Origin of the sequence: Hymenobacter psychrophilus (genome assembly GCF_900107135.1) — a bacterium.
Classification (GTDB): domain Bacteria; phylum Bacteroidota; class Bacteroidia; order Cytophagales; family Hymenobacteraceae; genus Hymenobacter; species Hymenobacter psychrophilus.
Map to the genome: position 1 here is coordinate 26,785 of NZ_FNOV01000019.1, position 26,149 is coordinate 52,933.

Genomic DNA, 26,149 nt, shown 5'->3' on the forward strand with positions numbered 1-26,149 from the left:
AACCTGCTCCGGCTCATGTCTGCTTCTTCCTACGACGTTCTCATCATCGGCTCCGGCCCCGGCGGCTACATCGCGGCCGTGCGCTGCGGCCAGCTGGGCCTGAAAACGGCCATCATCGAAAAATATCCCACCCTGGGCGGCACCTGCCTCAACGTGGGCTGCATCCCCAGCAAGGCGGTACTCGAATCCACCGAACTCTACCACAAAGCCACGGCGCAGTTTGCCGAGCACGGCATTGCCGCCGACAACCTGCGCGCCGACCTGCCGCGCATGATGGAGCGCAAGGATAAGGTGGTAAGCAAGGTGTGCGACGGGGTAGTGTACCTGATGAAGAAAAACAAGGTGGACATCCTCCATGGCGTGGCCTCGTTCGTGGATGCCACCACCGTGCGCGTCGTGCCAACGGACGGGGGCAGTGGGGAAGAGCAGCGGCTCACGGCTAAGAACATCATCATCGCCACCGGCTCCAAGCCCAGCACCTTGCCTTTCATCACCCTGGATAAGGAGCGCGTCATCACCAGCACGGAGGCCCTGGCGCTACGCGAGCTGCCCAAGCACCTGATTATCGTGGGCGGCGGCGTTATCGGCCTGGAGCTGGGGTCAGTGTACGCCCGGCTGGGTAGCAAAGTATCGGTCGTGGAATATACCGACGCCATTATTCCGAGCATGGACCGCACCCTGGGCAAGGAGCTGCTGCGCTCCCTCAAAAAGCAGGGCCTGGAATTTTACCTCTCCCACAAGGTCACGGCCGTAACACGGGAAGGGGAGACGGTGAAGCTGACGGCCACTCCGGCGGCCGGCGGGGCCGACCTGCAGCTGGAAGGCGACTACTGCCTGGTATCGGTGGGCCGCCGGCCCTACACCGACGGCCTGAACCTGGCCGCGGCCGGGGTGGAGGTAGACGAGAAAGGCCGGGTGAAAGTCAACGACGAGCTGCAAACCAACGTGCCCGGCATCTGGGCGCTGGGCGACGTGGTGCGCGGGGCCATGCTGGCGCACAAGGCCTCCGATGAGGGCGTATTCGTGGCCGAGCGGATTGCGGGCCAGAAGCCCCACGTCAACTACCTGCTCATTCCCAACGTGGTGTACACCTGGCCCGAAGTGGCCGGCGTGGGCTACACCGAAGAGCAGTTGAAGGAGCAGGGCCTGGCCTATAAGTCGGGCTCGTTTCCGTTCAGCGCCTCCGGCCGGGCCCTGGCCGGGGCCGATACCGAAGGGCTGGTAAAAGTGCTCACCGCCGCCGACACCGACGAAATCCTGGGCGTCCACATGATAGGAGCGCGCATTGCCGACATCGTGGCCGAAGCGGTGGCCGTGATGAGCTTTCGCGGGGCGGCCGAAGACGTGGCCCTGATGTCGCACGCCCACCCTACCTACGCCGAAGCCTTTAAGGAAGCCTGCCTCAACGCCTCGGGCCTGGGGGCCCTGAATATGTAACTCTGCTGCTGATGCTCCATATCCTGCGTTGCTCGCTCTTGGCTGCCGCTCACGGCCGTTGCTTCCGTTTCGGCGGGGCGCGGCTACTGGCGGCCCTGCTCATGGCCCTGGCCGTGAGCGGCTGTACTTCCGAGCCCGACGATTCGGCGGCGCACGAAGCCGAAATCCATGGTCCGGCCAAGCCCGCTCCGGCTCCAGCCACGGCGGCTGCCCCCCTGAATCTGGTCGACTCCCTGCAGCTCATGGTACGCGAGTTGGATGCGGTGCGCCGACTTGGCTGCTGGGACGAGGACTTTGCCGCCCTCATGGCCGTGCACCACGCCGGGGCCCAGCGCCTGGCCGCCGTGCAACTCTCGCGGGGCAAAGACTCGACCTTGCGCGCAATGGCTCAGCAGGTGCTCAAAAGCCACGAAAAGGATACCCATGTACTCGCTCTGGCTTTGAAGCGCGAACCGCCCGCCGGGCAGGAGTACCGACCGGGCAACCGCAAAGACCCCTTCGTACGGCGCATCGCGGCGGCACTGGCTCCCCTGCGTCAGCTGCCGGTGCTACCCGGCAGCCCGGATGCCGACTTTGCCACGCTTATGGCGCTGCACCACCGCAGCGGCGTGGCCCTGGCCCAGGCGGAGCTGGCGTTTGGCCGCAACGCCGAGCTGCGGGAGGCCGCCCGGCGCATCGTACGCGACCAACAGCCGGAAATCAAGCAGTTTCAGCGCTGGCTGCAAACGCATCCCACCCTTACCCCCTAAGTTTCATTCGCTATGCACACCGCAAAAATTGACCTCACGCTGACACCCACCGGCCGGCACTTGGCCTTTTCCAAAGAAATGCTGGAAGTGGCCCACGTTTTCCGCCGCGTGGGCGGAGAGGCCGGGCCTTGGCAGCGGGTGGCCGTCAACGCCCGTTCGCCCTACCACGACCAGGATGCATTCGCCCCCGGTACCCAACTGGAATATTACGTGCAGCACGAAAGCCAGCAGGGGGAGCAGGAAGCCCGCAGCCACATAGTTGGCACGACAGTCCAGTAAATTCTGAACCAGCAGCCAGGCAGCCGCTGTTACAGGCGCATGTGTGAACACCATAAACCCGTCCATAAGCTGCAACGCTTCTTCCTGTATGTACTCGCTGGAATGCTGGTCATCAGCACGCAGTTGTAGCCTCTGCCGGCGTTGCGTTAATTGAGCGGGCACCACCCGGCTGAGCCACCGACCCTATGCTCAACTTCCGTCTCCCTTCCCACCTACGCCCGTACTACCGCGCTGAGCTGCAGGCTGCCCGCGCCGCTGCTGGCCGCCACAACATGGCTGCGGCCTTCGTCCACCTCGAACGCGCCCACGTTCTGGGCCAGCGCTGGGCGCTGCCGCACACCCACACGCACCTGCTGATGCTGCGCCACGGCCTGCGCACCCGCGACGGGCGCGAAATCCTGGGCCAGCTCGTGCGCCTCATCGGCGGCTTTCCGCTCTCGCTTTTCGGCCGCATCCCCACCGGCAACACCGGCGGGGCCAACGTGCCGGCGGAGCAGTCCATGCCCATCCCAGCCGATTTACAGGCCATTCTCGCCCGGAGCGCTACTTCCTGACCTTCACGCCAAATGGGCGCTATCTAAGTATTGAGCGCTATCCGATAAATGCGGCCCCTGGCGGAAGTGCCAAATGCTAAGAACCCTCGCACCAACCTATTGAGAGTTGATGCGAGGGTTCTTGCGTTGCGGGCGGAGAAGACCGGCCGTCGGAATTCCAACGACACGGCTTCAACTCGATTGCTGATGTGATTCTATCAAGCGCCTTTCTTGTGCTTGTGAGGCTTTAAATCGGGGTGCTTCGGTTGATTTTCTGGAGTAACCCGCCTTCTTTCATCGGGTGTACCATCTTGTTTGTTCGGTTTTGGTCCGGGTTTGATAGCCATGACAACGAGTGGGGTTAGGGTTTAACCATGCTTTCAAGACCCTAAAATAAGAGGTATTTTCACTTTACAAGAAATAAGTGAGTTTACCCTTCGGGTAACATAAAAACCGCCTCTGTTGGAGATTAGCGCGAATTTATTACTCCAGCGCTAGAACAGCGCCTAAGCGGGCTCAACGTCTTGCTGCTGCAGAAAATCCCAGTCCTCGGCCGAAAGCTGCTGCTGCATAAAAGCCGTGTATCCGAGGTCACGGCGTTCCAGCGCATGGCGTCGAAAAGCCCAACTGCTGTTTGCGGCCGCGAAGCCGGCGGCGGTCATCGCCTGGCGCATCCGGGGCGGTAGCCCAGTCAGCCAGTGGTGAAAATCATCTTCTGTGAGATGGCCATCCGCTAGAACGTGTGGACACCTGTGGTAATTTTGTTTCATGCGTCGTCACGAGTTAACCACCCGGGAGTGGGCTGTTTTAGGGCCGTTATTGGATGCACACTGCCGCAAGCAAGGCGGGGCTACCGCCGCCAATCGTCTATTTATCAGCGCTGTGCTTTGGCGGATTCGCACGGGTATTCCCTGGCGCGACCTGCCCGAGCGCTTCGGCCATTGGAATTCGGTGGCCCGCCGCTTTGCTCGCTGGGCACGCAAGAAAGTCTGGCACCACCTATTTCGTGCCATCCAGGAGCCGGATTGGGAGTGGGTGCTGGTCGACTCGACCGCCGTCAAAGCCCATCCCCAAGCGGCCGGGCAAAAAAAAGCAGCGCTAAAGCCGAGGCCCTTGGCCGCAGCCGTAGCGGGCTGACGACGAAGGTGCACGCGGCAGTAGATGCGCTGGGCAACCCCGTTCACGTGCACGTGTCGGGCGGGCAAGAATCCGATTGTCAGCATTTTGACCGGATAGCCGAGGCCCTGCCGGCGCAGATTCAGGCGGTGGTCGGCGACAAGGGCTACGACACGAACGCCGTGCTGGCCCGCATCGCCCAGGCCGGGGCCGAGGCGGTGGTGCCGGCCAAAAAGAGCCGCTGCCAGGCGCGTGAAATCGACGAGAACCTGTACCGGGACCGCAACAAAGTGGAACGCTTCTTTCTCAAAATCAAGCAGAATCGAGCTGTCGCCACCCGCTATGACAAGACTGCCGCCTCGTACAGGGCCGTGGTTGAACTCGCTTGCATTATGTGCTGGCTAAAATGACAGGTGTCCACACGTTCTAGTTGGTGGTATCGGTACGCCGCATTGCCCACGCGCAGCAGCTGCGCCTGCTCGGCGCGTTCCGTTTCCGGCAACTGCTGCAACGCCTGTACCTGCTGCTCGTGCAGGCGCGGGAGGGGGTGACGTGGAACTAGCAGGTCGTCAATGTTCATCGCAGCACAAGAGGTTACTCGGCTTTGTTGAGTGGCGTTTTACGAGCGTTGGGGTCGGCCGCGCACTCTTGGTACACCAGTTTAGCAATGTCCAGATACGGCACTTTCAGGGCCGCAGCAAGCTTGTGTAGCTCGTCCTGGGTCATGCCGCCCGGCTGGTCGTGGCGCTTATCGTACGTACGCGGGTTGATGTTCCACAGGGCGACAATATCCTTTTTCAGCATCCGGGTTCCGTCCAGCAGCTCCGCCAGTGTCGAAGCCTTGATGGTCAGGTCGGTGTTGTCTAACGTGACCTTGAAGGAAATGGGCGCGGGCGCGGAAGTCGATGCCATAAGGAGGATGAAGGGTAATACCAGCCGGAAAGTTACCTCTTTGCTTGATGCACTGGTAAATTCCTCATTGGGGAATACGGCAAAATATGGCCCGCTGGCGCAGTTGCCCTAATAAATTACCACACTCGGTGTTGTCAGACCTCAACTGCAGTCTGTTTCCGGCCGGCATTGTATAAATAAGTAATCGCGCCACCATTCCTTAGCTAACAAAATAGGGGCAGTGGGGAAGAAAGAACTGGCCCAACTCCCGGTCTGTGCGGGGGATGGGCCAGTTTAATTAGACCGTTGGCGGGGCGTAGGGCGTAAACCGGAAATCATACCAGCTACGCACCTCCGCTGGCGTGTGCGCCCCGATATATGGAAAGGCGTGGCCGTCGGCGGGCGCAGTTTCGACGTAGTAGCGCTGCGCCCCGTCTGGCTGCTGCCACAGGGTCACAGTGCCGTAGCCCTGGCTCTGCTCCGGGGTGGCCCGCTTGCCGGAATGGTAGGCGTACGAATCGTGCGGGTAGGTGCCCAAGCTCAACTCCACCTGCTCCCACGGGCATTCCCCGCTGCCGCCCATCTCCTCCTCAAACGCAAACCACCGGAGTAGCCCGCCCTGCGCCACGATGCGCCCCCGGTACTGCGCGGGCTGGGGCTTCATTTCGGCAGCCAAGTCGCTCAGCGTCGCGTACTCGTCGGCCTGGTCAGTGGCCGTGAAGGGCACCCGCCCCGGAATGCGAAACGGGCCGGGGTGCTGGGCAGTCACGTCCTGTACTTGGTCTACGGTGCCGGCGACGAGTTCAAGAATCCGCGGTGCCCCTTCGGCGGGCACTTCCAAGTATAAGAAGTCAGCAAGGTCTTTCCAGTTGCCGACATCGGCCCGCTGCGCGGCATCCTGTTGGTCGGTGCCGGCAAACTCTTCTATATCATAGAAGCCGTAGAAATCGGACAACTCGCCCCGGACTACAATAAGGCTACCGTCCTCGCGGTGCTGGAAATGGTAAACTGGCTGGTTGGAAGCAGGCATTTCTGGGCTGGTCTTTTTCATCGGAGTAAGGACTTGGGTAGGGACTAATAGAGGTAGTTGGGGTGAGCGGCTGGGCCTAACTCACGGGCTTCTTTTTCAAGCTGAGCGTCTTCCCATTTCTCGCTCTCGGCAATGGCTAGGGCCTTCCACTTCATCAGTTGGGCCGCGTCAGTGGATTTGCTAATCAGGTCCTCGGCCTTCTGGCGGCGCTCCGGCGTGAAAGCCGGGTGGTTCAGCACGCGCCGTAGGTTGCTGCGGGCTGACTGTACCATCAGCATCAGGCCAGCATTGGAAAGCGTGGCAACGGGGGCGGGAGTGGGGGCGGTCAGCATAGAAAGAGGGCTAAAGGGTGAGCAGCTTTGCTATACTTGTTAAACGTAAATCATACTTAAATAGATGCATTTTGTACATTTATTTATGCGTTTTTTATCAGCAGGTTTCTGCGGAACGGGCACGAAAAAAGCCGCCCGGTCGGGGGCGGCTTTCTTACCGGAAGTAACTAGCGCAGCTGCTCGGACTTCATTAGAACAACGGTGCCGACTACTACACCAATCGGGCTGTACTGCTCGGGCGGATAGGTATCGAACCAAGCGGCCGTAGCCAGCATATTGAGCGCGGCCCCGCTGTATTTGCCGTTGTCGTCGATTACCAGAATATAGCCGGCAAGCGGGCCGTGCTGGAAATAGTGAATGTCCAGCGTATCAGCACCGATGAGGGGCCGTAGCTGGTCGAATTTGAAGGTTTTGCCCTTGGTCGGGCGTATCTCGGTCAGGCTCCCATCCAAACCCAGCACCGTGGCGGTGCCCTCGGCCGGCACCATTGCGGTACGCTGGGCCAACAGGTACTCGCCTAGCTCCCGGACGGTAGAAAATACGCGTTCGGTGCCCTCGATGCGGAACGGGCCTAAGTAGTAGGCCGGCGTCGTCACCACCTGCCCGCGGGCGGTGACGCCGACCGTCGTTGCCAACAAAGAATCGCCGCGCTGGGTGACTTGCAGAAACACGGTAGCGGGGAGCTTCTTCCACCATGCGGCCACGGCCAGGTCGGCACCGGCACCGCCGTAGAACATCTGCACATTGGACAGATTGAAAAGGTGCGGGCCAACCAGAACGATAGGCTGCGCGGCGGGCTGGGGAACGGGGGTAATTTCCATATCAGAAAGGGGTTTAGGTGCGTTTCCTACTTACTTATTAAACGCAAAACGTACCAAAATAGATGCATTTTATACATTTTTAATGGCGTATTTTATACTTCGTTTTCCCCCACTGCCCCCGCTGGAATGGGCAAAAAAAGAGCGCAACAACCGGGAAGGCTGCTGCGCTCGGTGGCTTGATGGCGGCGGGGCTACTCGTGTAGTATGCACGTCACGCGCTTAGTCATCGCGTAGGGGTGCTGGTAGTGATTGCAACCCCGGCAACGGGCAAGCCCTGCTCGGTGCGGATGCTGCGGCGGGGGCCGCTGGGCAACCTGGGCTCGAACCAATCCCGGTAGGCCGTGGTCAGCCGGTCAGCGACGACGGCCAGCCGCTCTGGGCTAAGCTGCCCGGCGTCGGCCGGGGTACGCTTAATCCAGATGTGGCAACTGCCGCACCCTACCTGGTAAGCGTCACCCATCAGTTCCCGGATTGCGCCGGCCAGGTCGCGCAAATCATCCTGGTGGCTGTGGGCCTGCACATAGCGGCGCGCCTGCTCCAGCAGTTGCTTTTCCGCCTTATTGCGGGGTTGCTGCTCAATGGCTAAATATGCCTGCTGCGCAGCGTAGGTAAGGGCGATGGGGGCGAATTTCTCGGCTTGGCTCATCGGGGTACTGGTTAGGGATGAAGAAGCGGCCGGGCTGGTCAGGCCCGGCCGGCGGCCTAGCGCTGCGGGGCGCTGGCCAACGTGCGCGAGAGGTGCAGGACGTGGGCGTTGTGGAAGGCCTCGGCAAACACGCCGCGCCGGTAGTCGCTGGCCAGTTGGCCGACGTCAGCAAATTCGTAGCGCAGGCCCGTATCACCCAGCGGCACCAAGTATAGGTCAGCCTCCTCGGCATTGAAGCCGCCCACGTTGCGCCCGTCGCTCAGCAGCAGCGAAACGCCGGGCCGGTGGTCGGGTCCGTCAACGAACGTATAGGTTTCATAAATCAGCCCTACCGCCTTCTCAAAGGGGTAATACACGGCCTCGCCTACGGCTAAATCCTTATATTCTGGCATGGGTAGGTAGCATAAGATGGAAAAGAGAAGGAAATCATACGAGAAGCAAGGCGTATTGGCCTCCCTGCTCCTCGCGGGTCATGCGCAGGCCCTCGCGGGCTATTGCCCGGGTCGCCCGAACCAGCTTTAGCAGCGCCTCGTACGCCTCGGGCGTGTCTATTTCCATCATCAGGCGCTCGGCTACCTCCTCGGTCAGCACCTCGCTGTTGATGCCCTTGCCAAGCTGCTGCATCATTACCTCCACGTCGGCGATGGCGGCTATTATCCGGTTGCGGTACTGGTTCCAACTGGGGTGCCGAATGGTGGGGGCTTCGCTGGCTTTCATCAGGAAAGAGACTAGAATTAGAGCTAGGGCTAGAATTATGGCTAGGGCTAGGAGCTTTGGGGTAGCAGCGGCTTTGCTGCTACCCCAGCCCTGAGAGCTAAGCGGCGGCTAGCCAGCTCAACTCAGCGGCGGCGTACTCGCGGCCGATGGCGTCAAGTTCGGGCGCTGCCTCGCTCGTGGCGGCCACCATCACCGCGCCGGGCTCCGGCAGCTGCAGCTGCTCGGCGGGCTGCTCTTGAGCCTGCGGCTCGTCCGGCTCGGTGGTGTGACCCAGAATGAGCTCGGCGGCTTTCTGGGCCTTGCTAGCGGCTTTTATGACTAGCTGCTTATCATTTTTCAGCCGCTCCAACCAGCTTTGGATATAGGCCACGGCGTTTTCCTCGGTCTGCTCGGTCGCAATGCCGGCGGCGGCACTCAGGAACGAAGCGCCCATTTCGGCGGTCAACTCCTCGCGGGCATAGCTCAGGCTTTGCTTGCCTTCGCCGGCGGTCAGGTCGGCGCGGTCAAGGCGGGCCTTGTGGCCGGTGCTGTGGGTCAACTCGTGGAAAAGCGTTTGGTAGTAGCCTTCCGACGTGGTGAACGTCTCCGGCTTGGGCATATTCACAAAGTCCAGCGAAGGGGAGTAGTAGGCGCGCTGATGCAGGTGTTGAATAGCGGGCTTACCGTCCCACGCCTCCACAATGCCTTCGGCTACCTCGCTGGGGGTAAATTCGCGCTTCTCCACTTTGGGCAAATCAAACGCAATGCCTTCGATATCCTCCACCGAAAACACGGTGTAATACTTTAGAAAGGGCATTTTCTCCTCTTTGCCGGTTTGCTTGTTCTCGCGGGTGGAAACGTTGTAGTACACCACCTGATGGCCTTTGGCACCCTTACGGACATTACCGCCCATTTCGAGGGCCTGCTTGAACGTCATGAAAAACGGCAGGGCACCGCTGAAATGCAGCAAAAACAGGTTGATACCACTATAAACGCGGCCGGTGGCGTAGTTGCGGGGCAAGCCATAAACCGCGTTCCACGGCTTGCGCCACGGAATGATGCCGCCTTCGAGGGACGAAATGATGCGGTCGGTCACAATCTGGTACACGTCGGGGCGGGCGGTGGTGGCCTTGCTGGTGGCTTTCTTGGCGGCGGCTTTCGTGGTCTTTTTCATGATAAGCGGTTGCTGTTGTATGTGTTGTTATATACTTATTAAACGCAAATCATGCCCTTACTGTTGCATTATGTACATTTATTAATGCGCATTTTGCATAGATTTATGCCACCTTTTTCCCCCACTGCCCCAATCGTTTCCCGATTTCGTTTGGGCAGCATTAGGCCACTAATTCTGGTATTCGGGCGGGAGGGAAAAAGCGGGCCTGCATTCGTAACGACCAGCGGGAGTGAAGTCAGCAGGCTTGCGTAGCGGCCGGAAAGCGGGTCAGTAGTCGTAACGACCAACGGCAGTGGAGCCAGCAGACTTGCTTTCCGGCGTGGCCCGTTGCGTGAGGGATAGGAAGGGTTTAGTCCGAAGGACCGAAGGCGTAGCCGCAGCCCTGGATAGCCCGGCCCGAAGGGACACGCCCAACTGCTGAATCTTTGGCTTATAAAAGCTATTAGTTAGCTGCTTTTAGCACCGCTGCTACTATTGAAAAACTGCTCTCACGGCTTAGAAACGGGAAACTAGTGGCAACGATAACGAATGAACCCGCCCCGGTTCTCAGGCCGGCACAAAAAAGCCGCCCTGAGAACCGGGGCGGCTTTTCTTGATCGGCATGAAAACGCCGAACCCGGCGCGGTGGACGGGCGCAAAGCGCCCGGCTACCGGGTGATTTCCTGGGTACGCTGCGGCTGGGCCATTTCGTAGCCCTTGCTGATTTCGCGGCGCTCGGCCCGGTCGCTGCTGTGCTCAATCACACTGCTGCCCTGCTGGCTGGCCACGGCATCGAGCGTTTGGCTGATTCGGGCAATTTCGGGCTGGTCGGTTCGGTACGAAACCTTCATCTCCGAGTGGCGGATGCCCTGCCCATCAGTCGTACTCTGAATATCGCCGGTCTTCGCGCCGCTGCCGGCCACGGCTTCTTTCACGGCTTCGGCTTGGCCGCGGGCACCCGGCGCGGGCGCAACCTCGTCCACCTTGATAACGACCTGCTTCTCGTCGCCCTGCGGCGCGGGTACTGCTTCGGCGGCCCGGTGCCCCGGCGACCCCTCGGCTGCCGGCGTGGCCGATGCCTGGTCCATGGTCCGGTCGCGGTTGTGGGGCTGAATGGCGGCGGCCTCGGCGACTACCTGGCGCGCTGCACGGTCGGCCTCGCTCTCGCTGACGCTAACGCCGGCATATACTTCCTGGCCGGCCTCGGCCCGGGCGTTGGTGTTCGTAATGATGGCGTGGATGATGGCAATATCGGGCTGGTCGTTACGATAGGTCATATCGAACTCCGCGCGGCGGATGCCCTGCTCGTCAATCGTACTGCGGATTTCGCTCGTCTTGTAGCTGTACGAGCTGTTATCCAGCACCTCCTTCCAAGCCTCGGCGCGGCCGGTGGTGTTGGGGGCAACTTCGTCAATCTTCCACGTCGCGGTTTTCTCCTCAGCGGCCGGCACGGTGGCTAGCGCCGGGGCTGGGTTTCGTTCGGCGTAGCGCGCCCGGTCACGGTTTTCCTGCTGCTCGGTTTCATCCACCTTGCGGCCGGTGGGGGCGGGGTTATCGTTGATGTACTCTTTCAGCAAAACCAACCCCGCATCGCGGGCATGCACAAACTGCGCGGTGTGCGCGGCGGCTTCCTGCTCGGACTGGTAGGAGCGGAACGGGCGCGGGTCCGGCTCCGCGCCGGCACTGGCGACGGCCGCGCCCAGCACGGCTTGATTGAATCGGCGGTCGTCCGCCTCGCGCTGCTCTTGCGCTGCCGGGGTGTTCTCGCGGCGCTGCTGCTCCTGCTGGCGCGCCAGTTGGCGCTGCTCCTGCTCCTGGCGGTGCTGCTCGGCAAGACGCTGCTGGCGCTCCACTTCGCGCTGCTGCTCGTCGCGCTGGGCCTGGGCGCGGATTTGCTCGGCATTCAGGCCCTGCCGGGTCAGTTCCAGGTCCCGGTTCCAGTCCTTCGCTACGGGGTAGTCTACGCGCAGAAACGTCTCCTGCTGGCGCTCCGGCTCCGGGCGTAGCTGTTCGCGCTGCCGGTATAGCTCGTGGGTCAGCACTTCCAACTGCGCGGTGTCGGCCTTGGCCACCGACAACCGCAGCACCGTCTCGCGGTCGGAACTGCGCTGCACCTCCAGGGCAATGGTGGGTCCGGCTTCCTGGGTGCCGTTCATCTGGCTCACCCGGTCGCTAAGCTGCTGCACCTGCTGCGCGCCGGCTTCGGCCGAGTCGTGGTGATAAGTCACTTTCAAGCCCGTATGGTACTTGTCGCTGGTGGCGTGCCACTCCACCGGCCGCGTTGGCTCTTTGTAAGCTTCCTGCTCGGCCACGGGCACCAGCGGCCGGGCCGGGTGCAGCTCGTTCAGGTAGTTCATGTTGAACTGCCGCCCCCCGGCGTCACGGTCGTTGGCCAAGACGACCTCCCGGGGCTCCTGCTTGTCAATCACCCGCTGAATCAGGGCTACCTGGGCCTCGGTCGGTGTGCCGCTGGTGGCAATGTAAATGGTGTTTTTCTGGTCCTGACCACTTTTCAGCTGGTGGTGGGACAACGAATCAATGGCCGATTCGCTGACGATGATGCGCTCCACCTGGGTGCCTTTCCCCTCGGTAGGGTGGGATACCCAAATGCCGTTTTTAGGCAATGGGAGCAGGTTTTTATAGTGCTCGTTCTTCTGCTCGACGCTGGCCAGCCCCTCGGCGTTGTATAAGGGAAAGGCCGTGTTCTTATGCTCGTTCTGCTGCGCGGTGAAGATGCGGCCCTGAAAGGCCGGGCTGTCGATGGTCTGGTCCTCGATGCCCCGGCCGTGCAGGTACGTGCGGTCGGTCAGTTCCCGCTTCACGCCCAGCACCTCGGAAATCAGCCGTGTCCGGCGGTCTTCCTCGGCCTGGCGCTCGTGGTCGGGGTTGCCAACGGGCAACGCGTTCAGCCGGGTCACGTCGGCGGCCGGGGCATAGGCACGAGTTGGGGCAGGCCCGTCATTCAGATACTCGCGTAGCTGCTGGCGGACCTGCCCCAAATTCAGCCCGTGGCCATCACCGCCCCGGGTTTTCGCAAAATCAATGACGCTGCCCTTGTCCCGGTCGTCGCCGGTATTGAGGTACACCTGATGGTCGTCTTTGCGCGTGACGATGAGCACCTCCCCGTCTTTTTCGAGTTGGTGCCAGTCGCCGCGCTTGCCTTCCTTTTTTATCTGGTAGCCCTGCCGCTCGGCGTAGTCTACGAGGTCAATATCACGCTTGAACCGGTCAAGCTCATTGGGGTCGTTCTCACGGGGTGCATTCATCGCGGGTAGCTTACTGGTGGTCTTAAATGACCAGTAGCTCCGGGCGGGGAAAGAAAAGCGGTGAGAAGTACCGCTCGGCTACCAGGAAGGCTATCCGGTCGTGGTTACGGGGTAGGGGATTCCGCGCCGCCCGTGGGGGCTTCGGATTCGGGAAGGGGAGGATTGCCACTGTCAAAGCATTTGAGCTGCTGCTGAAAAGTGGTCAGGGCTTCAACCGTGGGAAACAGGAAGCGGGGACTCTGGCTGTTGGGGGGGATGCGGATTACCTCCGTATCGACGGCCAGGCTGCGGAGCAGGCGCTGCAGTAAGCGCGGCTCTTCGCGTTTGAGGGAGCTGTTTTTCAGGCCCACGATGCTGGTGTAGGGAAGCTCGTGCTGTTCGCAGAACGACTTCAACTCCCCTTTGGCCAGCATCAACAGGCGGAACTGGGCGTAGCGGATGGCGTCGGCATAGGGGACGGAAAGCTTTAGGTCGGGGAAGCCCAGCGGGGCCGAAATGTGTGGAGATGGTACCATGTAAACAGTTGGTGTTATAGTGCAAAAGGTGTGAGTGGACAGATGCTTACGCAAAGAATCCACAAAGACACAAATTGCAGCTAAACGCTGCAAACAGGTAACTCAAAAAGCCAAAATAGTACGATTAGCCGCCGGTCAGCTTGATGGGTGCGGAGGCTGCGGAAACGGACTACTGCGGCTAACGCAGAAACTCTTAAGAAGTTTAAAAGAATTACTTTAGAAATCTTTCAGAACTTTATCAGAACACAGGGCGTAAAGCATCGCCAGTATGCAAGCTGCCCTGTTCTTCCTGCTGGTACTTCTACCCCTCGCGGCCCTGTTGGGGCTGGTGTGGTGGCGCTTCACCGGCAGCGGGAAAGGCAAGCCGGAGGTACTGGTAGCCACCAGCAACCACCGGTCGGTGCGCTCCTTTCACTATGGGCCAAAGCCAACGCCCACGCCGGCCGAAGCCGCGCCGCCCTTGTCGGCCGACAACCCCATCTCGCGCTTGATGCCCGAAGAGGATTTCCGGGCCAAAGAGGAGCAGGAGCTACAGGCGGAAGCGGACCGCATGGAAGCCGACCAAATCACGGCGCGGGAGCTGGCAGCTACGGAATCTGCGGCGGATGCTGTAACTGAGAATGAGGCCGCTATGCCAGCAGAGGTACTGGGCACTCAGGAATCAGAGGCCACGCCAGCCGATGCTGCGCCGCCGGTACTCTCTTCGGTTCACATGCTGGGCACGGCGGCAGTTTCGGTTTTCGATAGGCTTGGTATCGACGAGCCGGAAAGCACGACCACTGTGGGGATGGAAGAAGCGCCTGCCCCAGCTACTGAAACGGCCGCTGCGGCTGCCACCGAGCAACCAGTCCCGGAAGCTGCGGCAGATGATGCCGTGCCGGAATCCCTCTATGACAACCCGATTACGACGGCTGCCCCGACCAATAACGACCGCGCCAACCAACTCAAGCAGGTAGAGCTAAACAAGCGCAAGCGGGCAGCCCTAGCGGCCAGGAACGCCAGCCATAAAGCGGCGCTGACGGGGCTGTACCCCGGAAAGTAAGCCGGCCCCGGCGGCCGGCCCCCGACCTACTTATGAGCACGCTACCCCATCCTCATTTCTACTCTCTCGCTATGCTACCCAACTCATCCCCGCTACCCGCCGCCCCGGCCTTCCCACTTCTTCCAGTGCCCGCCCCAGCCGCCCCGAGCTGCTTTTAAACACCGGGCCAGACCTGTCTGGCCCGGGCGCTGCCGCGCGCCCGCCCTGCGCCAGTAAGCCAGCCGCTGTTGCGCTGCGCCTAATCCGTTTTCCACCGCTTCCGGGGAGATAAGCGCCCTCACACTCCATTTCCAACACCCTTTCCCCCATGTTCACCAACCCCCTTTCCCTGGCCAAGAAATTGGCTGTTGCCGGACACGCCTACCAACCATCCAAAGCAGAGAAACGCGCCTACGCCGTGCTGACGGCCCTGGCGTTGTCCAACCGGGCGGCTTTTGCCCAGAGCGGTAGCGCCCAAGGTGCCCTCGAAGGAGTGCAGGAAACCGTCGTAGGCATCGTGCAGGTCATCTTCGCCATTATCCTGATTATCGGCCTGATTCGCGTGGTCATGAAGTTCGTGCAGGGTGCCCCGGATGCGCTCGGCTCTTTGGGCTGGCTCGTCGGCGGGGTCATCCTGTGGTTCGGCTTCCAGCTGTTCAAGGACGACTTGGTAGGTGCCGTAGGCGGCGGCGAAGGTGGCGTACGCTAAGCCCTGAGTTTCCACTCTCATGCGCTCCTACAAGTCTATTGAGCGACCAGCCCAGGTCCTGGGAATGAATATTCAGGACCTGGGCATCATGGTTGGCCTGTTCATCGGTTCCGTGCTGCTGCTCGGATTTCTGGGGATGGCGGTCAAAATCCCCCGCATTATCTACCTGCTCGTCATCGTCGCAGAACTGGGCCTCATCATGGGCCTGCGCTACCTGAGCCGCAAGCAAGCGCCCGGCTTCCTGATGGGGTGGCTCTCCTTCACCTTCATTCAGCCCCGCCGCCTGGCCGTGGGGCCTTTACCAACTCCCGCTCATGACAAAAAAGCCAAAAACCACCGCGTTTAACGCGGTGATGCCGGTGCATAGCTTCGAGGGCGATAAGGTCGTGTTCAAGGATGGGCGCGTCGGCGTGGGCTTCCTGGTCGAGCCGGCCGAAATGGAAAGCTGGACTATCGAAGACTACGAGGCCTTCCAGGCCGCCCTCGTCGGGGTGCTGCGGGCCCTGCCGGTGGGCAGCATCGTGCAGAAAACCGACATCTACTACGACCGGCCCTACCGCGAAGACAAAACCCAGCAGACCTACTTTGAAAACAAGATGAACAAGCACTTCTTCGAGCGGCTGGTGCTGTTCCAGAAGTCTTACTTGTTCATCTCGTTTGCGCCGGCTGCGGTAAAGTCGCCCAAAACCAACGCGGTCAATGCCCTGGTGGCCCGCGCTGGCGAGGCCGTGCTCAAGAATCCGTTTGCGCAGCTAGTGCAAACCCTGGAGGTGGCCGAAAGCGGCGCGGTCGAATTCATTCAGGGCATCAAGAACCTGGGCGGCGTCACCTTCGAGCGGCTCAGCAACCAGGAAATCCACCAGCTGTACCTGCAGTATTTCAACCTCAATTTCGACGCTCAGCCCACCCGGCAGGAGCGCGAGATGGGCAACGAACTGGGCACGTTCAGCGTGGGCGAGCAGAAGGTCAATGTTCTGTCGATGGTGGGGCAGGGCTCGGACGCTTACCCGGCCGTAAAGAACAGCTACGGCGTCACCGCGCCCATGCTCTACCCGCTCACCCATATTCTCCAGTGCCCGCATGTGCTCACGCAGGCCCTGATGATTCAGGATACCCGCGCGGAGCTGAGCAGCCTGGATACCGACCGCAAGCTCAATGCCTCGCTCTCCTTCCTGGCCACCCAGGATAACCACCTGCGGGCGGCTGAAGTCGAGGAATTTACCGCCGAGGTCCGGGCCGAAAACAAGCAGATTGTGGGCCTGCACCTCTCGCTTATGCTGTGGGATACCAACGATACCAGCCGGCGGGAAAACGTGGAGCGGGCCACGGCCGCCTTCCGCTACATGTTCGGCACGGAGAGCGTCGTGGAAAGCTACCTGGCCCTGCCGGTGTTCTTCGGCCTGCTGCCGGGCAACGCCAACCAGGTGCCCGACCGCTGGCTGACTACCACCGCCGACCGGGGGGCCTGCTACATGCACTGGACCGCGACCTACAAAACCGATCCGGTAGGCGAATACCTCACTGACCGCTTCCGCAATCTAGTGCAGGTGAACCTGTTCAACACGGCGCTGGACAATCAGAATGCCATGGTTATCGGGCCCTCCGGCTCGGGCAAGTCCTACACCTTCGGCAACCTGATTGTGCAGCGCTACGAGAAGGGGGCCCGTCAGATTATTATGGACGTGGGCGGCACCTACCGCAACGTGCTGCAATCCCTGAATGGGGAGAATTTCGACAACACCTACTTCGAGTACGACCCGCAGCGGCCCATCGAGTTCAACCCTTTCATCGTCCCGCGGGACCAAGCCAACGGCAACAAGTGGCTCTACAACGACGAGAAAACCAACTTCCACCTGGCCCTGATTGCCGCCCTCTGGAAAGGGGGCAAGGATACGGGCCTGGATAAGTCGGAGCGTACCATCCTCAGCCGGTTTCTGATTGAATACTACGTGTATCTCAACGAGCACGACAAGCTGGGGCAGAAGGATGAGGAGTTTCCCGGCATGGAGAGCTTCTACCGCTTCGTGGAGCGCTACGACGCCGATATGCAAAAGCCGGTGTCGGTGCTCGGCGAAGGGCAGGAAGCGGACCCGCTGGACGGGGCGCGCCGGCAGTACCAAAAAAACATGAAGTACATCGACATGCACCAGTTCTTCCTGGTGCTGGGTCAGTACATCAGCGGCGGGCGCTACGAGCGGGTGCTCAACGCCAAGCGCGACGTGGATTTGAGCGAGTACCGGCTCATCTGCTTCGATTTGGCCAAAGTGCAGGCCGACCCCGACCTGTACCCGGTGGTGGCCATGCTCATCACCGAGCTGAGCCTGGACCTGTTCCGCAAGTTCCCGGATGACGTGAAGTACATCGCCCTGGATGAGGCCTGGACGATGCTCAGCGGGGTGCTCTCGGAGTTCATCGAGTCGATGTACCGCACGATTCGCAAAACCAACGGCTCGGTGACCATCATCACCCAGGGCATCACCGAGATAACCAGCAGCAAAATAGGGCCGGCCATTATCAATAATTCGGCTACCAAAATCATCCTGCGGCATGTCAACCCCGACTCGCTGGCCCAGCTGCAGGCCCCGCTCGGCCTGACGGGCCACGAGATGGACCTGATTAAGTCGGTGCGCTCGACCGATGCCCTGCGCGAGTTCTTCATCAAGCAGGGAGCCAAAGGGAAGGTGTTTGCCCTGGAGGCCTCACCCCAGCTCGATGCCATCCTGACTTCCAAGCCGGTGGAGCGCAACCACCTCAACAAGCTGGTGAAGTTCTACCAGCAGACCAACCGCCGCCCTAAAGTGGACAAGGCCGGCCAGCTCGTGGTCGGCACCGATGGGGAGATACAGTACGAGGACGTGAAAGTGCAGCGCCTCGACTACGCCGTGGATCAGTTTGTCGAAGATAAGCAGAGCCGCAAGCTCGGGGGGAAATGATGGGCAACTTTCTAATGGTGGCCTACGGCATCGACCCGGGGTTTCTGCGCGCCTGTGACCAGACCTTAGCCATTGTGCTCACGGCCTGCCGGTTTCTGACGCCCTCGCTGATGGGCATCGCCCTGCTCTACACCATCGGGCGCGGCTTTATCAGCGGTAGCGGCCTGGCAATGGACTGGGGGCCGATTATCAAGGCTACCTGGATATTCTTCCTGCTCTTTTTCTACCAGAGCCTGATTGATACCCTGGGCACCGGCATAGCGGCCTTCACGGCCCTGTTCTCGACCGACCAGTCCGCGGCCGAAGCCCTCAGCGCCCTGACCACGCCGCCGGCGGTGGCGGCCGCAGCCAGCAATGACAATATCGGGATGGGCGACATTGTATCGGGGGCGGCCGCCATGATTAGCAGCATCTCCGACACGCTCAGCTCCTTCACCTTCTCGGGCATTATGACGCGGCTCTTCACGGCTACCACCGTGCTTATCGTCCGGGAAATAATGACGTTCCTGCAACAGTTCATCCTGGGCTTCCTCTACGTTTCCGGCCCTATCGCCATGACGCTTTCCGTCATTCCGGCCTTCGGCCAGCTGGCCATGAAGTGGCTGCAGAACTTCATCGCCGTGCAGATGTGGGGGCTCACGTTCGTGCTCCTGGATACCATGTACGGCTTTTTTGCCGATACCCAGCGGGTCGCGGGCGGCATCCTGGCCAGCGGCGGGCCTGCCCAATCGGTGGATGACACCAAGTTCATGCTCATGTCGGTGGCCTTCGTTATGCTCTACATCATCGTGCCCTACCTCACGTCCATGTTCATCGGCTCCTCGGCCGTGCAGGGCTTCGCCGGCCAGATGGCCGGGATGGCAATGGGCGCGGCTACGACGGTGGCCGGGGTGGCAGCTCCTGGCGGCGGCGGTCTGGCCTCAGCCGTGGGTCGGGCAATGGGCAACGCTGGCGGCGGCGGTAGCAGTGGCGGCAGTGGTGGCGGCAGCGCAGGCAGCCCCAGTGGCGGCGGAGGCAGCGGCGGTGGCGGCGAAGCAAGTAGTTCCGCCTCCTCGGGCCTGCCCTCCATTACCATGTCGGACGCCCTGAACCCTTCCTACCGGCAGCGCGCCTCGGGCCTCTGGACTACCTAAATCCCCCCTTCTGAAAGGGTCTTTTCTGCTGCTCACTCAATGGGGCGGTAGGGAAGAAAATGCCCAAACGACCTGATTTCAACCTTCCAGCCTGACTTTCTAACCAGTTATACGATGGATTCCGCCAAAGATTTGAGTACCTCCTTCTCCACCATGCGCAACCTGGCGCTGGGGAGTGTTTTAGCCCTGCTGCTGGTTGCCCTGGCCTCGGGCTTCCTGGTGTACCGGGCTTACGAAAACAGCGGTAAGCGCGTGTACGTCGTCTCGCAAACCGGCTCGGTAGCGGCCCTTTCGGCCGGCACGGATGCCCACACCGCCTACGAGGCCCGCAACTTGGTGCGCCAGTTCATGCAAACCATGTTCGGCCACGACCAATACACCTACAAGGCTAACCTCGATGCGGCGCTGCCGCTGATTGAGGGCCGTGGGGGCCGCCGGATTTACGAGGGCTTCACCCGCGGCCAGGTACTGCAGAACTACGAGCGGTACGCGGCCCGCAACGTCGTGACGGTGGATAGTGTGCTCGTGGACATGAGCAAGCGTCCCTGGGCCGGGCAGGTCTACATCAAGCAGCGCATTTTCATCGGCGGCCAGCAAAAGGAGCCTCTACCGCTGGCCGCCAAGTTCAACCTGACCGAAACCAACCGCTCGGATGCCAACCCCTACGGGCTGCTCATCACCAACTTCGACTACATCCCCTACGCGCCCACCCTGACGCGGGAAGAGCAGGAGCTGCTGCAGTCGCAGGAAGCTGACCGGCAACGTCGCCTCCAGGAAGCGCAAAGAGGCCTGGCACCGGCCCCCGAAGCAGAGGCGGGCCCGACACCCGCGCCATCTGGCCCTCCTACTCGCTAACTCCTAAACTTAGATTTCAACCATGCCTAACTATATCCTGCCGGCCCTGCTGGGCCTGCTACTTTCTGCTACTGGTGCTTCGGCCCAAACCGCCCGCACCCAGCGCCCGCCTTCCTCGGTGGTAGTGGCCAATGAAACCCTGCTGGACGTGGCCGTTTCGGACAGCTCTACTACTTACCTCGTGTTTGGTGGCCCAGTGTCGCTCGTCGATGTGGGCATGGCCAACAATTACTTGGTCAAAATCGAAGCCAATGCGGTATTCGTGCGCGCCAAACGCAAGAATGCGCCCCCTACGCCCATGCTGATTCGCTACGGCTCGAAGTATTGGATGGGGCGTCTCGTGTTTGTCAACCGGCCGGTCCTGCAACTCTACGACTTTCAAAAGGACGGGGCCCTGGGCATGAGCGGCATCGGCACGGCGGCCGGCTCGGCCCCGGAAAACGAGCTGGCACTTGATAAGGAAGAGGAGAAGAAAAGCAGGGTCGAGGGCAAGCTCAGCAAGCTGCGCAAGGCCAAGGAAGAGCATCAGGCGGTAGCCGTGGTGGATAATGACCTGGTACTGTCGCTGGCCAACGTGCGCAACGACAAGGATTTCACCTACCTGCGCTTCAAGGTCATCAACAAGACCAACATCGACTACAACGTCGATTTCACCGACTTCCAGTTGGTGGAAAACGCTCAGAAGAAGTTTCTGGCCCGCAAAAAGAACGAAGCGCGCCGGCCGCTGGCTCCCTCGGGCGGGCTGGCCAATCAGATTATCACCGGCCGCACCACCGGCTACCTGACCTACGCCATTCCCCTGTACGCGGCCACGGAACGCGGCTACCTGGAAGTAACCCTGCGCGAACTCAACGGGGCACGGGTGCTGGTGCTGCCGGTGCCCTCGCGGGTGATTAACCGCGCCTCCACCATTTAAGGCCGCCGGCCCCCATCCCTATGGAACCCATCACCTCCCAAAATCAACCGGCCGTTCGACCGCCTAACCCCGATAATGAGCAGGAGCAGCGGCCCGCGGCCGTGGCCGGGAAACGCACGCCCACCGAAATTCTGCGCACCAACTGGATGGCCTTTGCCGGCCTGCTGCTGGTGCTCGTGGTCGGGGGCCTGTTTCTGTGGCTGAAGTCTGCGAAGGAAGCCGCCCAACAGGAAAAGGAGCCGGTAGCGGCGGCCTCGGCCAACATTGAGCCGGAAATTGCTTCGCCCGAAACCTCGCCGGTTTCGCCCGTCGCCTCGCCTTCGGCCCAAATCGAGGCCCAGCGCCGCGCCGAGATGGACGCTAAATCGGCCCCGGCTACCCCAACCGATGAAGATGTGGTCGATGTGTTTGCCGTCGATACGACCGGGCAGGCGCTGCGTCGGCGGCGGCGCGCGCAGGCTTTCGCGCAGGCGGCGGCCCGCCGGGCCGAGGCCGCCCGCGTGGCCGCGGCCGACGTGGATACCATCGAGACGACTATTCAGGACCCGAGTACCGGCTCTTACCGCTCGGAAACGCTGGTGGTGCCCCGTCGCCGTATCACGGCCAGCGGCGGCGGTGGCCGGCGGCGCTCCTCTGCGGCTGCCCGTAGCCTGGTGCCGGCGCGGGACGCGGACGGTACCCCGTTTGAAACCGACCCGGACGTGTTGGCGATGCTGGCTAGCTCCCCGCCCGAAACCCGCGCTGCCTACGAGCGCATGACGGGCAAACGCTACCGCGACCCCAACCAGACCGCACAGCTGCTGGCCACCCGGATGAATGCCCCTGGCATGGATGGCTTCAATACCGTCAAGGTGGGCGGGAGCTCCTCGCGCATGATGGCGCAGGGCAACTACCAGCAGCAACAGCAGCTCACACCCGACGTGTTTTTTAAGTGCGTCATCAACGGGGAGCAGAAGGTCCGCACCGGCTCGGTGGTCATTCTGCGCCTGCTGGAAGATGCCGTGGTCAGCGGCGTGACCTTCCCCAAAAACATGGTCTTCGCGGCCGTGGCCACGGTGGGCAATAACAACGTGACGCTGGAAGTGAATCGTCTCGGGCCAACGCGGGTCGATGCCGACATCTACGACTTCAACTACATGCCCGGCATCATGATTGACCCGGTGAAGCGCATTGCCAAAGATGCCTCCATGGCCGGCAGCGACCTGCAGCAGCAGACCACGCAGGAACTCAGTACCGCTATCGACCGCTCGGCCTCGGCCGCTAACTCGGTAGTAGGTGTCGGGGGCCGCGTCGCGGCGACGGTGCTCTCCCGGCCCAAAACGCGCACCAAGCTGCGCGACGTGCTGCTCCCCGATGGCTACCCCATCCTGATTACCACGGCGGCGGCCGGCCAGTTGGGGCCGGAAGCCGCGAGTGGCCGCTGATTCCTTTCCGTTCACCTTAAAGCTTACGACTATGAAAAAGCTCCTTTTGCCCGCTTTGCTGGCCGTCACGCTGGTTTTCTCTTCCAAGGAGGCCTCGGCGCAAGCCGTGGTAAATGACCCGCTACACATGGGCATTCACATTGGCGACTTCGCCAAACGGCTGGCCCAATGGACCGAAACCGTCAAGAACTACCAGGTAGTAAAAGATGCCCGGCAGATTGCCGGCGTCACCAAGGATATTACCGGTCAGGTAAAGGACATTACCGACCAGACGCTGCAGCTGCAACGGCAGGTGCAGGCCGACTTACGGAAGGTGCAAAGCATTCAGGATTTGCGCCTATCCAACCCGCAGGAGCTGTTTGCGCGGGCGCTGTCCATGTCGGGCCGGGGCCAGAGCAACCAGTACATGCCGGTGTTTCAGAAAGCCGAACGCCTGCGGCAGGCCCTGCAGCTTAACAACCCCCAGCAGGATTTGAACACCGTGTACGACGTGTTTTCCCGCTTTGGCGCGGGGGCCACGGCCGCAGGCGGCCGCATGAGTTCTTCCCAGTATCAGGCCAAGCGCGAAGAAGCCGCCGTTTCGACCTTCGCCTACGAGGAGATGATGCAGAAGAAGAAGATTGCTACTGCCTTCGGCTACTACAAGATTGCCGACGAAATGACGCAGCAAAGCATTGAAATGAATGCCACGCTCAAGAATCCGGGCCGCTACGCCATGACGGAAGGCGAGCGGATGGCCGCCCTCAACTCCTCAAACGACAACATGATAAAGGCGATGCAGCTGCGCCAGGAAGCCGACCGGCTGTTGGCCGAATCCTCGCAGCCGGGTCCCTCGCGCCAGGCGGCGGAACTGGTGTACGCCGACGTGTTGGTTCAACAGTCACTCATTAAAATGGACCGCGCCCGTCCCCGTCGCTAAACCCGCATGAAAAAGCTCCTGCTTGTGGCGCTTGTACTGGCTGGGGCCGGCACATCGCCGGCCCTGGCTCAACGCCACGTTAAACACATCTCCAGCTGGGGTGCCCACCTCGGGCGCTCTGAAAAGGGCGACTACTACGAGTTGAGCTACACTTCCATGCTCACCAATAAGCTGGCCCTGCGGGTCAGTGGTCTGCGTGATGCCGGCACCCTCGGCGCTCAGGGTGAATACTCGACCTATCAGGGCCGGCTGTTCATCGCCCCGCAACTGTTCCGCATCGGGGAGTTTGCCTACGTGCATCTGCTCATCGGGGCGGGGGCCGGCTACGAGCGCACCAACGAAAATCGCACGGGCGAGCTGGCTGCTGATGCCAGCGAGCCGCAACGCTTCACCTACGGCCCACAAGCCGGGGCCGAAGTTGAGTTCTTCCTCGGCAACCGCCTTTCCCTCGTGGCTACCGGCACGAAAGGCTACCTGTTCAACAACCCTTTAATCGACCAATGGCCCGGCAACGCGAGTGCCGGCCTGCGGTATCACTTCCGCTAACCACCCTTTCTGACTTATGAAACGACTTGCCTATCTACTGCTGAGCTGCGCGGCCCTGGCCACCAGCTGCTCGAAAGACAAAGATGCTACGCCCTCGGGGCCAAAAGAGTATCAGGTAGAATACAAGGTTACTTCCAATGCCACTGTATCGGATTACCTGAGCTACACCAACGAAAGCGGTGGCAGCACGACGCTCAGCAACACGCCGCTGCCAGTGAGCTATAAGTTTAAGCGCACCATGAAGCAGGGTGACAACCTGACCATCCTGGCCAGCATTGACGGGGGCACGGCGGCCTCGGAAATCACCTGCTCCATCCTGCTGGATGGCAAAGAGGTCAAGAAGGAAACCGGCCGGGGCGTCGATGCGCAGGCCGTGCCGGTGTACGTTATCGGGGAATAGGCTTAAGGCCTCCCGCAAAGCGAAGAAGCCCCATCATTATTTGGTTGGGCTTCTTCTCCTTTTATACCTGCGTTATAACTACAGCGGTTTCGGAATCACTGTACACACCGAGTAGTAGCGCCAAGCGGTCGTGGCTGTTGCAGAACTTTTTTGACGAGCGCTCTGGGGACGCTACCGAGCGGAGACCGCATGAAACGCGTTTGAAGCAGTGTCTTTGGTTGTAAAACCGCGCCGCGCCCTGCTGCTCGATGCAGTAGCGAGACTTCTGCAACAGCCACGACCGTTTGGCTAGACCTAGTTGCTGCTTCTACTTTAGGTCCTGCTCCTGCAATTCGGGATGACGACGAACCCGGGATACAAACGCTACTGTTACTTTACCCCTCCGGGCCTTCTCCGCCCACCAGATGCCCAGTCCTACGCCTACCGCGGCGCACACGCATCCCACTGCGGTTCCCGGCACCCCCTTTAACCCAAGCCAAGCGATGCCACCGAGAATCACGCCCACGAGGGATGGCGAGACCATTATTTGCAGCCACGCGAAAAGGGAAATCTGAGGTGGTCGGGTGAAACAGGAGAGAATTGGGAAGGTAGCACCCAATTCTCTCCTGTTTCACCCGACCACCTCACTTTTGCCTATCTAGGAAAGGAACTCTACCTGTTTGCCCTTGCCACAATCCTTATTAGAAGTTCGTGCTTACTGGCAAGAAAACTTGGACTTTCTCCCAAGAAATGGTGATTGCTCCTTCTTCGGTAGTAGTAGCATGTATCTCGTACTTAAGTCTTTCCTGGTGTTGATCAAGCGTTTTCGGCTTTACCTTTACCCGCAGAACGTCTTTTTTCTGATCATAGTCATCGGCCAGGTGTTGCTCATAATCTTTGTTCAGGATGATGGTCCACTCTTCTCTCCCCGGTATAGTGAATAAGGCATAAGTACCTGCTACCACTTCCTTGCCATCAATTTTTACTGCCTTATCCAACTTGACAGCAGTTGCTTTGTGTGCCCCGGTCACCCATACCTGGTCAAATGCTACTAGTCCGCCCCAGATTGTCCGATTTTTCACACCCGGTGAGTGATAGGTAATTTGCACGTTGGCCTTGCCTATCTTTCCGTTGGTTTCTGACGCAATACTTTTCTTGATGGTATCTGGCTGAGATTCCGTAGAGGCAGAGATTTGCTCCTTGTCATCTGCTTTTGTTGTCAGCTTGGCCTGGGTTTCATCTCTGGGTTGGCTGGTATTGTTACAGCTTACAGCTGCTACACTTGCCAAAGCATCTGCCAATAGGTTTACATAGGTTGTCTTCTCTCTTTTTCATTATTTGTTGATGGTTACCAAAATATCCTCCAGTTGAATGGCTGAAAGTTTTTTAAGGCTATCGGTTAGAAAAGCTTTGTCCAAGTGTTCCAGCGAAGCGGTGTCAGACAGGGGTTTAAAATTTATATAATCCTGAAACACCACGCCGTTGATTTTCCTGTCGTTAAAAGCTTCCCTGAACCGCAGCCCTCCTCCATTGACTTTATAGCTATAGGCCAGATAGTGTACTTTATATGTTTGGGGGTGTATCCAATACACAAACTCATCATCAGAATCAGTTCCTCCCCCTTCCGGCTTGAACGTTACCTTAATTTTATGGAAAGGAATATTTTTCAGCCTAAACTGCCCCAGGTACTGTTTATGGACAGCGGCATCGTTCAGACCATAAGGCAATAAGGCAAAATAGATAACAGAGTTTACAGAATTTGAATAGGCCAGTTTTTTATCTTCTGACAGGTCAATCCTTTTGCCATTCACTTCCCGGTAAAAGCCGTTGTTCTGCAGCACGTCCTTCAC

The 26,149-nt window shown here is 60.3% G+C and carries 29 protein-coding genes and 1 pseudogene; 17 read left to right on the forward strand and 13 right to left on the reverse strand.

Annotated features, from left to right (window positions below):
* Nucleotides 1–15: 15 nt before the first annotated feature.
* From lpdA to BLW21_RS19655, 4 genes are all read left to right on the forward strand, one after another.
* Nucleotides 16–1,437 carry a dihydrolipoyl dehydrogenase gene (gene lpdA, locus BLW21_RS19640; RefSeq protein ID WP_092743609.1) on the forward strand — a complete coding sequence of 474 codons (1,422 nt, stop codon included), beginning with the start codon at nt 16–18 and terminating at the stop codon, nt 1,435–1,437.
* Between the two features lie 11 nt (nt 1,438–1,448).
* Nucleotides 1,449–2,186: a DUF305 domain-containing protein gene (locus BLW21_RS19645; protein WP_092743610.1), complete on the forward strand. Its 738-nt coding sequence runs from the start codon at nt 1,449–1,451 to the stop codon at nt 2,184–2,186.
* 12 nt (nt 2,187–2,198) lie between these two features.
* Nucleotides 2,199–2,465, forward strand: a complete 267-nt coding sequence (locus BLW21_RS19650; protein ID WP_073112507.1) for a hypothetical protein — start codon at nt 2,199–2,201, stop codon at nt 2,463–2,465.
* Between the two features lie 185 nt (nt 2,466–2,650).
* The gene (locus BLW21_RS19655; protein ID WP_073112506.1) at nt 2,651–3,019 is read left to right on the forward strand and encodes a DUF3703 domain-containing protein; all 369 of its coding nucleotides are present in this window, start codon (nt 2,651–2,653) and stop codon (nt 3,017–3,019) included.
* A 485-nt stretch (nt 3,020–3,504) separates the two neighbouring features.
* Here the strand turns inward: BLW21_RS19655 and BLW21_RS19660 are convergent, their stop codons facing one another.
* Nucleotides 3,505–3,768 carry a hypothetical protein gene (locus BLW21_RS19660; protein WP_092743611.1) on the reverse strand — a complete coding sequence of 88 codons (264 nt, stop codon included), beginning with the start codon at nt 3,766–3,768 and terminating at the stop codon, nt 3,505–3,507.
* On the opposite strand from BLW21_RS19660, the pseudogene BLW21_RS19670 reads away from it, so the two are divergent.
* A pseudogene (locus BLW21_RS19670) lies at nt 3,760–4,524 on the forward strand (IS5 family transposase); the annotation flags it as partial. The gene BLW21_RS19660 and the pseudogene BLW21_RS19670 sit on opposite strands and share 9 nt — an antisense overlap.
* Nucleotides 4,525–4,547: 23 nt before the next feature.
* Nucleotides 4,548–4,676, forward strand: coding sequence for a hypothetical protein (locus BLW21_RS22015; protein ID WP_262490461.1), 129 nt, complete (start codon nt 4,548–4,550; stop codon nt 4,674–4,676).
* 32 nt (nt 4,677–4,708) lie between these two features.
* Here the strand turns inward: BLW21_RS22015 and BLW21_RS19675 are convergent, their stop codons facing one another.
* The 10 genes from BLW21_RS19675 to BLW21_RS19720 all read right to left on the reverse strand — a co-directional run bounded on the left by BLW21_RS19675 (nt 4,709) and on the right by BLW21_RS19720 (nt 13,464).
* The gene (locus tag BLW21_RS19675) at nt 4,709–5,026 is read right to left on the reverse strand and encodes a hypothetical protein (protein WP_092743615.1); all 318 of its coding nucleotides are present in this window, start codon (nt 5,024–5,026) and stop codon (nt 4,709–4,711) included.
* A gap of 277 nt (nt 5,027–5,303) precedes the next feature.
* Nucleotides 5,304–6,035: a hypothetical protein gene (locus BLW21_RS19680; protein ID WP_139255339.1), complete on the reverse strand. Its 732-nt coding sequence runs from the start codon at nt 6,033–6,035 to the stop codon at nt 5,304–5,306.
* Nucleotides 6,036–6,079: 44 nt separating this feature from the next.
* On the reverse strand, nt 6,080–6,367 hold the full coding sequence (locus BLW21_RS19685) for a hypothetical protein (RefSeq protein ID WP_092743619.1): 288 nt from the start codon (nt 6,365–6,367) through the stop codon (nt 6,080–6,082).
* A gap of 167 nt (nt 6,368–6,534) precedes the next feature.
* Nucleotides 6,535–7,188, reverse strand: a complete 654-nt coding sequence (locus tag BLW21_RS19690; protein ID WP_092743621.1) for a hypothetical protein — start codon at nt 7,186–7,188, stop codon at nt 6,535–6,537.
* A 223-nt stretch (nt 7,189–7,411) separates the two neighbouring features.
* On the reverse strand, nt 7,412–7,834 hold the full coding sequence (locus BLW21_RS19695; protein WP_092743623.1) for a hypothetical protein: 423 nt from the start codon (nt 7,832–7,834) through the stop codon (nt 7,412–7,414).
* A 56-nt stretch (nt 7,835–7,890) separates the two neighbouring features.
* Nucleotides 7,891–8,226 carry a hypothetical protein gene (locus tag BLW21_RS19700; protein ID WP_092743625.1) on the reverse strand — a complete coding sequence of 112 codons (336 nt, stop codon included), beginning with the start codon at nt 8,224–8,226 and terminating at the stop codon, nt 7,891–7,893.
* A gap of 34 nt (nt 8,227–8,260) precedes the next feature.
* The gene (locus BLW21_RS19705; protein ID WP_092743627.1) at nt 8,261–8,551 is read right to left on the reverse strand and encodes a hypothetical protein; all 291 of its coding nucleotides are present in this window, start codon (nt 8,549–8,551) and stop codon (nt 8,261–8,263) included.
* Nucleotides 8,552–8,648: 97 nt separating this feature from the next.
* Entirely contained in the window at nt 8,649–9,704 is a 1,056-nt protein-coding gene (locus BLW21_RS19710; protein ID WP_092743629.1) for an ArdC family protein, read from the reverse strand.
* A gap of 647 nt (nt 9,705–10,351) precedes the next feature.
* Nucleotides 10,352–12,949, reverse strand: a complete 2,598-nt coding sequence (locus tag BLW21_RS19715; RefSeq protein ID WP_092743631.1) for a toprim domain-containing protein — start codon at nt 12,947–12,949, stop codon at nt 10,352–10,354.
* Between the two features lie 104 nt (nt 12,950–13,053).
* Nucleotides 13,054–13,464: a hypothetical protein gene (locus tag BLW21_RS19720; RefSeq protein ID WP_092743633.1), complete on the reverse strand. Its 411-nt coding sequence runs from the start codon at nt 13,462–13,464 to the stop codon at nt 13,054–13,056.
* Between the two features lie 268 nt (nt 13,465–13,732).
* Between BLW21_RS19720 and BLW21_RS19725 the strand changes: the two genes are divergently transcribed.
* The 11 genes from BLW21_RS19725 (at nt 13,733) to BLW21_RS19775 (ending at nt 24,320) form a co-directional block, all read left to right on the forward strand.
* Nucleotides 13,733–14,506 (forward strand): hypothetical protein, encoded by a 774-nt coding sequence (locus BLW21_RS19725; RefSeq protein WP_092743635.1) that lies wholly within the window; start codon nt 13,733–13,735, stop codon nt 14,504–14,506.
* Nucleotides 14,507–14,813: 307 nt separating this feature from the next.
* Nucleotides 14,814–15,194: a hypothetical protein gene (locus BLW21_RS19730; protein ID WP_092743636.1), complete on the forward strand. Its 381-nt coding sequence runs from the start codon at nt 14,814–14,816 to the stop codon at nt 15,192–15,194.
* A gap of 19 nt (nt 15,195–15,213) precedes the next feature.
* Nucleotides 15,214–15,540: a hypothetical protein gene (locus BLW21_RS19735; protein WP_139255340.1), complete on the forward strand. Its 327-nt coding sequence runs from the start codon at nt 15,214–15,216 to the stop codon at nt 15,538–15,540.
* Nucleotides 15,509–18,127, forward strand: coding sequence for a VirB4 family type IV secretion system protein (locus BLW21_RS19740; protein ID WP_139255341.1), 2,619 nt, complete (start codon nt 15,509–15,511; stop codon nt 18,125–18,127). Before BLW21_RS19735 ends, BLW21_RS19740 begins: the two co-directional genes overlap by 32 nt.
* On the forward strand, nt 18,124–19,260 hold the full coding sequence (locus tag BLW21_RS21655) for a hypothetical protein (protein WP_092743640.1): 1,137 nt from the start codon (nt 18,124–18,126) through the stop codon (nt 19,258–19,260). The genes BLW21_RS19740 and BLW21_RS21655 overlap by 4 nt, the downstream gene beginning before the upstream one ends.
* 114 nt (nt 19,261–19,374) lie before the next feature.
* On the forward strand, nt 19,375–20,115 hold the full coding sequence (locus tag BLW21_RS19750) for a hypothetical protein (protein WP_092743642.1): 741 nt from the start codon (nt 19,375–19,377) through the stop codon (nt 20,113–20,115).
* A 22-nt stretch (nt 20,116–20,137) separates the two neighbouring features.
* Entirely contained in the window at nt 20,138–21,031 is an 894-nt protein-coding gene (locus tag BLW21_RS19755) for a DUF4138 domain-containing protein (RefSeq protein ID WP_092743644.1), read from the forward strand.
* A 20-nt stretch (nt 21,032–21,051) separates the two neighbouring features.
* On the forward strand, nt 21,052–22,455 hold the full coding sequence (traM, locus tag BLW21_RS19760) for a conjugative transposon protein TraM (protein WP_092743646.1): 1,404 nt from the start codon (nt 21,052–21,054) through the stop codon (nt 22,453–22,455).
* 31 nt (nt 22,456–22,486) lie between these two features.
* Nucleotides 22,487–23,374 (forward strand): hypothetical protein, encoded by an 888-nt coding sequence (locus BLW21_RS19765; RefSeq protein ID WP_092743648.1) that lies wholly within the window; start codon nt 22,487–22,489, stop codon nt 23,372–23,374.
* A 6-nt stretch (nt 23,375–23,380) separates the two neighbouring features.
* On the forward strand, nt 23,381–23,920 hold the full coding sequence (locus tag BLW21_RS19770; RefSeq protein ID WP_092743650.1) for a hypothetical protein: 540 nt from the start codon (nt 23,381–23,383) through the stop codon (nt 23,918–23,920).
* A 16-nt stretch (nt 23,921–23,936) separates the two neighbouring features.
* Nucleotides 23,937–24,320 carry a hypothetical protein gene (locus tag BLW21_RS19775; protein ID WP_092743652.1) on the forward strand — a complete coding sequence of 128 codons (384 nt, stop codon included), beginning with the start codon at nt 23,937–23,939 and terminating at the stop codon, nt 24,318–24,320.
* A 680-nt stretch (nt 24,321–25,000) separates the two neighbouring features.
* Here BLW21_RS19775 and BLW21_RS19780 read toward each other — a convergent pair.
* Together BLW21_RS19780 and BLW21_RS21660 are read right to left on the reverse strand one after the other, a co-directional pair.
* Nucleotides 25,001–25,600, reverse strand: a complete 600-nt coding sequence (locus BLW21_RS19780) for a DUF2911 domain-containing protein (protein WP_092743654.1) — start codon at nt 25,598–25,600, stop codon at nt 25,001–25,003.
* 33 nt (nt 25,601–25,633) lie between these two features.
* The coding region (locus BLW21_RS21660; RefSeq protein ID WP_175471063.1) for a DUF6503 family protein at nt 25,634–26,149 on the reverse strand (516 nt) is incomplete at its 5' end.

Coding starts and splice junctions, on each gene's coding strand:
- BLW21_RS19660 (WP_092743611.1), bottom strand. CDS start 3,768: ATGAAACAAAATTACCACAGGTGTCCACACGTTCTAGCGGATGGCCAT.
- BLW21_RS19735 (WP_139255340.1), top strand. CDS start 15,214: ATGCGCTCCTACAAGTCTATTGAGCGACCAGCCCAGGTCCTGGGAATG.
- BLW21_RS19700 (WP_092743625.1), bottom strand. CDS start 8,226: ATGCCAGAATATAAGGATTTAGCCGTAGGCGAGGCCGTGTATTACCCC.
- BLW21_RS19720 (WP_092743633.1), bottom strand. CDS start 13,464: ATGGTACCATCTCCACACATTTCGGCCCCGCTGGGCTTCCCCGACCTA.
- BLW21_RS19730 (WP_092743636.1), top strand. CDS start 14,814: ATGTTCACCAACCCCCTTTCCCTGGCCAAGAAATTGGCTGTTGCCGGA.
- BLW21_RS21655 (WP_092743640.1), top strand. CDS start 18,124: ATGATGGGCAACTTTCTAATGGTGGCCTACGGCATCGACCCGGGGTTT.
- lpdA (WP_092743609.1), top strand. CDS start 16: ATGTCTGCTTCTTCCTACGACGTTCTCATCATCGGCTCCGGCCCCGGC.
- BLW21_RS19695 (WP_092743623.1), bottom strand. CDS start 7,834: ATGAGCCAAGCCGAGAAATTCGCCCCCATCGCCCTTACCTACGCTGCG.
- BLW21_RS19710 (WP_092743629.1), bottom strand. CDS start 9,704: ATGAAAAAGACCACGAAAGCCGCCGCCAAGAAAGCCACCAGCAAGGCC.
- BLW21_RS19680 (WP_139255339.1), bottom strand. CDS start 6,035: ATGCCTGCTTCCAACCAGCCAGTTTACCATTTCCAGCACCGCGAGGAC.
- BLW21_RS19725 (WP_092743635.1), top strand. CDS start 13,733: ATGCAAGCTGCCCTGTTCTTCCTGCTGGTACTTCTACCCCTCGCGGCC.
- BLW21_RS19715 (WP_092743631.1), bottom strand. CDS start 12,949: ATGAATGCACCCCGTGAGAACGACCCCAATGAGCTTGACCGGTTCAAG.
- BLW21_RS19765 (WP_092743648.1), top strand. CDS start 22,487: ATGAAAAAGCTCCTTTTGCCCGCTTTGCTGGCCGTCACGCTGGTTTTC.
- BLW21_RS19650 (WP_073112507.1), top strand. CDS start 2,199: ATGCACACCGCAAAAATTGACCTCACGCTGACACCCACCGGCCGGCAC.
- BLW21_RS19755 (WP_092743644.1), top strand. CDS start 20,138: ATGCCTAACTATATCCTGCCGGCCCTGCTGGGCCTGCTACTTTCTGCT.
- BLW21_RS19705 (WP_092743627.1), bottom strand. CDS start 8,551: ATGAAAGCCAGCGAAGCCCCCACCATTCGGCACCCCAGTTGGAACCAG.
- BLW21_RS19750 (WP_092743642.1), top strand. CDS start 19,375: ATGGATTCCGCCAAAGATTTGAGTACCTCCTTCTCCACCATGCGCAAC.
- BLW21_RS19775 (WP_092743652.1), top strand. CDS start 23,937: ATGAAACGACTTGCCTATCTACTGCTGAGCTGCGCGGCCCTGGCCACC.
- traM (WP_092743646.1), top strand. CDS start 21,052: ATGGAACCCATCACCTCCCAAAATCAACCGGCCGTTCGACCGCCTAAC.
- BLW21_RS19685 (WP_092743619.1), bottom strand. CDS start 6,367: ATGCTGACCGCCCCCACTCCCGCCCCCGTTGCCACGCTTTCCAATGCT.
- BLW21_RS19655 (WP_073112506.1), top strand. CDS start 2,651: ATGCTCAACTTCCGTCTCCCTTCCCACCTACGCCCGTACTACCGCGCT.
- BLW21_RS19645 (WP_092743610.1), top strand. CDS start 1,449: ATGCTCCATATCCTGCGTTGCTCGCTCTTGGCTGCCGCTCACGGCCGT.
- BLW21_RS19690 (WP_092743621.1), bottom strand. CDS start 7,188: ATGGAAATTACCCCCGTTCCCCAGCCCGCCGCGCAGCCTATCGTTCTG.
- BLW21_RS19675 (WP_092743615.1), bottom strand. CDS start 5,026: ATGGCATCGACTTCCGCGCCCGCGCCCATTTCCTTCAAGGTCACGTTA.
- BLW21_RS19740 (WP_139255341.1), top strand. CDS start 15,509: ATGACAAAAAAGCCAAAAACCACCGCGTTTAACGCGGTGATGCCGGTG.
- BLW21_RS19770 (WP_092743650.1), top strand. CDS start 23,381: ATGAAAAAGCTCCTGCTTGTGGCGCTTGTACTGGCTGGGGCCGGCACA.